This window comes from Streptomyces sp. BK340 (assembly GCF_007827595.1).
In the GTDB taxonomy this organism is placed as follows: domain Bacteria; phylum Actinomycetota; class Actinomycetes; order Streptomycetales; family Streptomycetaceae; genus Streptomyces.
In genome coordinates, this window is record NZ_VISR01000066.1 from 1 (window position 1) to 4,523 (window position 4,523).

Annotated in this window: 2 protein-coding genes; both read right to left on the reverse strand. The window is 70.0% G+C overall.

Translation table 11 applies throughout. The annotated features are described in order from the left end of the window. Positions 1-3,727: type I polyketide synthase (locus tag FB157_RS46905; protein WP_145887959.1), on the reverse strand; the 3,727-nt coding region annotated here is incomplete at its 3' end. A gap of 37 nt (positions 3,728-3,764) precedes the next feature. Then, a partial coding sequence (locus FB157_RS46910) for an acyl carrier protein (protein WP_261387073.1) occupies positions 3,765-4,523 on the reverse strand: 759 nt, incomplete at its 5' end.

Consider the following 4,523-nt stretch of genomic DNA (forward strand, 5'->3'; position numbering starts at 1 on the left):
CCGCCAACCACTCCCGCACCAAACCCAACACACGCCCCAACAACCCATGCACAACCCCAGGCCCCACCCCCTCCCCCACCAACGGCACCACCACCAGGGAGGCGTCATCCGGGATCCCTGCCAGCGAAAGGGCGTCAGCTTCGAGCGTCACACTCTGGATGGCTTCATCCGTAGCGGCCACCGTGGACTGCGCTGCGGCAGGGACCCACTCCAGGCGCAGCAGCCCATCGCGGCTGTCCAGCTGCCCTCCGGTGACGATGGTGCCGGGCTCCGCCAGGACGAGGGATTCGACTGTCAGGACAGGAGCACCGTCGACGTCGACCACCGTGACCGACACGCTCTCCTCGCCGGTGGGAACGACACGCGCCCGGACGATCGGTGCGCCGACCGCGTGCAGCGTGACCCCGCTCCACGCCACCGGAACGAGCTCCCGGCCGTCAGCCTCCCGCACCACTGCGGAGAGCAGGGCCGGATGCAGACCGTACCCCGCGGCTTCCTGTGCGGCCTCGCCGCGCAGCACGGCCTCCACGAAGGTCTCGTCGTCGCGCCGCCACACCGAGACACCCGTCTCGGCGTCCATCTCGGCCTCGCCGCCGGCCTCGGCGACGACCGCCCCGCGCGGCGGCCATACGGCGAAGTCGGCAGTGTCGAAGGGGCGTTGCCCCTGTTCCTCCGCGAGAAGCACGCCAGACGCGTGTTCCGTCCACACGCCGTCCTCGGCGCCGTCACGGCGCGAGTAGAGGGCCACCTCGCGGGCTCCGGAGTTGTCGGGAGCTCCGATCCATACCTGGATCACGACCGCGTCGTCCTCGGACAGGACGAGCGGTTCCGTTTGGGTGAGTCGCTCGACGCGACCGCAGCCGACCTGGTCGCCGGCGCGAATTGCCAGCTCCAGAAGCCCCGTGGCCGGGAACACGCCCTCCCCACCGAGGTGGTCCGTGAGTCGGCGGTGTGCTTTCAAGGACAGGCGGCCCGTGAACACCATGCCGTCCGAGTTCGCCAGCGCGACCATCGCGGCGAGCAACGGGTGCTCGGCAGGCGTCAGCCCCGCGCCACGTACGTCACCCGGATGTGCGGCCGGGCGCGGCCAGTGGCGTGCGTGCTGGAAGGCGTACGTCGGCAGGTCGACGCGGCGGGCGCCGGTGCCGTCGAAGAGCGCGGTCAGATCGAGCCGTGCTCCGGAGACGTGGAGCTGCGCAAGCCCGGTGACGAGCGCGCGTTCCTCCGACCAATCCTTGCGCAGAACAGGCACCGCCACCATGTCCTCCGCGCCGGACATACGGTGTCGCGCCATCGCGGACAGGACGCTGTCGGGGCCGAGTTCCAGGAAGGCGGTGGCACCGGCCTCGCTCAAGGTGCTGACTCCGTCGGCGAAGCGGACCGTCTCACGAACGTGCCGCACCCAGTACTCCGGGTCGCACACCAACTCGGACGACGCCAACTCACCCGTCACGTTCGACACCAGCGGAATCTCCGGCGCCGAGAAGGACAGCCCCGCCACAACCGCCCGGAAGTCCTCCAGCATCGGGTCCATCAACGGCGAGTGGAAGGCATGCGACACCCGCAGCCGGGACGTCTTCCGTCCTTGGGCCGTCAGCTTGCCGGCGATCCGCAGCACGTCGGCTTCGGGGCCCGCCAGGACGATCGCCTCCGGACCGTTGACCGCGGCCACTGCCACCGACCCGCCCAGCAGCGGCAGCATTTCGTCCTCGGTCGCTTGGACGGCGAGCATCGCGCCACCCTCGGGCAGCGCCTCCATCAGCCTGCCACGAGCAGCCACCAACGCACAGGCGTCCTCCAGCGAGAACACCCCCGCCACATACGCGGCAGCCACCTCACCGACCGAATGCCCGGCCACGAACTCCGCCCGCACACCCAGCGATTCGACCAGACGGAACAACGCCACCTCGACCGCGAACAGACCGGTCTGCGTGTACAGCGTCCGGTTCAGCAGATCGGCGTCATCGCCCCACACGACATCACGCACGGGACGGTCGAGGTGCTCGTCCAGGCCCGCACACACCGCGTCGAACGCCTCCGCGAACACCGGGAAGCGGGCATACAACCCACGCCCCATACCCAGCCGCTGCGACCCCTGACCCGAGAACAACACCGCCAACGACCGCTCAACCGCCACACCACGAGCGACCTCGACGCCCTCCACCAGCACCGCCCGGTGCGCGAAGTGGGTCCGTTCCGCTGCCAGTGAGTGGCCCACGTCCAGCACCGGAGGCTCGCCCAGCGCGGCCAGTCGCTCCAGCTGCGCTTCCAGTGCCGCTTCGGACTTGCCGGACACCACCCAAGGCACCACGGCGGGAGTGGCCCGGGGTGCCTCTCGGTCATCATCCGCCGGTGTGGGGGCCTGCTCGACGATGGTGTGTGCATTCGTGCCGCTGATGCCGAAGGCCGAGATCGCGGCTCGCCGCGGCCGGTCCGACGCCGGCCAGGGCTCCGCCTCGGTCAGCAGCCTGACCTCGCCCTCGGACCAGTCGACATGCGTGGAGGGGGTATCCACATGCAGGGTACGGGGCAGCACCCCGTGCCGCATCGCCATCACCATCTTGATCACACCCGCGACACCCGCCGCGGCCTGCGTGTGACCGATGTTCGACTTCAACGAGCCGAGCAGCAACGGACGCTCCGGATCGCGCTCGCTGCCGTACGTCGCCAGGAGCGCCTGGGCCTCGATCGGATCACCCAACGGCGTACCCGTACCGTGCCCCTCCACCACGTCCACATCCCGCGCGGAAAGCCCCGCACTCGCCAACGCCTGCCGGATCACCCGCTGCTGCGACGGACCGTTCGGCGCGGTGAGCCCGTTGCTCGCACCGTCCTGATTGACAGCAGAGCCCCGCACCACGGCCAGCACCGGGTGACCGTTGCGCTGGGCATCCGACAGCCGCTCCAGGACGAGGACACCGACGCCCTCCGACCAGCCGGTGCCGTCCGCCGCGTCCGCGTACGCCTTGCAGCGCCCGTCCGAGGCCAGACCACCCTGACGACTGAAGCCGGAGAAGCTCATCGGCGTGGACAGGACGGTCACACCGCCCGCAAGTGCCATCGAGCACTCGCCGCTGCGCAGGGCCTGTGCCGCCACATGAAGTGCGACGAGGGACGACGAACAGGCCGTGTCCAGAGTGACCGCCGGGCCTTCCAGTCCGAACGCATAGGAGACCCGTCCGGACAGCACGCTCGCCGTGAGCCCGGTGGTGGCGTGGCCCTCCACGTCCTCGGCGGAGTTCATCACCACGCCTACGTAGTCGACGCCGGCCGTGCCGACGAACACACCGGTACGGCTGCCGCGGAGCGTCTCCGGCTTGATGCCTGCTCGCTCGAAGGCCTCCCACGAGGTTTCGAGGAGAAGGCGCTGCTGCGGGTCCATCGCGACGGCCTCGCGCGGTGAGATCCCGAAGAAGCCCGCGTCGAACTCGGCCGCGTCGACGAAGCCGCCTTCGACGGACGCACTGCTGCCGTTCCCGTCCCCCGCGAGGGCGGCCAGGTCCCAGCCGCGGTCGGCGGGGAACGGGGAGATGGCGTCGTGGCCTTCCAGGACCAGGCGCCAGAGGTCCTCGGGGCTGCGTACACCGCCGGGCAGCCGGCAGGCCATGCCGACGATGGCGATGGGTTCCTGCTTTCCCGACTCGACTTCCAGCAGTCGTTGGCGAGTCTGGTGCAGGTCCGCGGTGACCCACTTGAGGTAGTCAACGAGCTTGCTGTCGTTCGACATGGCTAGAGGAGCCTTCCTTGGGTGACGAGAGAGCTGGTCAGCGGTCGCTCGAACGGCCGAGCTCGTTGTCGATGAATGCCAGGACTTCATCCGCGCTGGCGGAGGCGATGCGCTCCGCGACGCTGTGCGTGGACGCGTCGGTGTCGGGGGCCGCGGCCGTCCACTGCTCCAGCAGATGCCGGAGCCGGAGGGAGACGGCGGAACGGGTCGACTCGTCCGGCTCGTCTGCCGCCGTCAACATGGCGTCAAGTCGGTCGAGTTCCGCGAGAAGGCCGGGCTGTCCGCTGTCCGGTCCGGCTTCGTCGAGCAGTTCGCCGAGGAGGTGCTGGGCGAGGACGGCCGGGGTGGGGTGGTCGAAGACCAGGGTGGCGGGCAGGCGCAGTCCGGTGACGGCGGTGAGCCGGTTGCGCAGCTCCAGCGCGGTCAGCGAGTCCACGCCGAGTTCCTGGAACTCCTTCCCGGCGTCGACCGAGGTGGCAGATGGATGGCCGAGTACGGCTGCCGCTTCGGCTCGTACGAGATCAAGGAGGTGCGGAACCCGGTCACCGTCGCGTAGTTCCCTCAGCCGAGTCGCCAGGGCCGCGGCCGTTCCGGCCGCCGAGCCCGTGTTCGAAGCGGCTCGCCTGGTGCCCTTGACCAGTCGGCGCAGCAGGGGAGGTACCTCTCCCGGCATCCGCATCGGGCCTGCGGCACGGCCCATCGGGATGAGGTGGGGTTCGTCGAGGGTGGTGGCCGTATCCAGGAGGGCCAGGCCCTGCTCCACGGTCAACGGTGGGATACCCGAGGAGGTGATCCG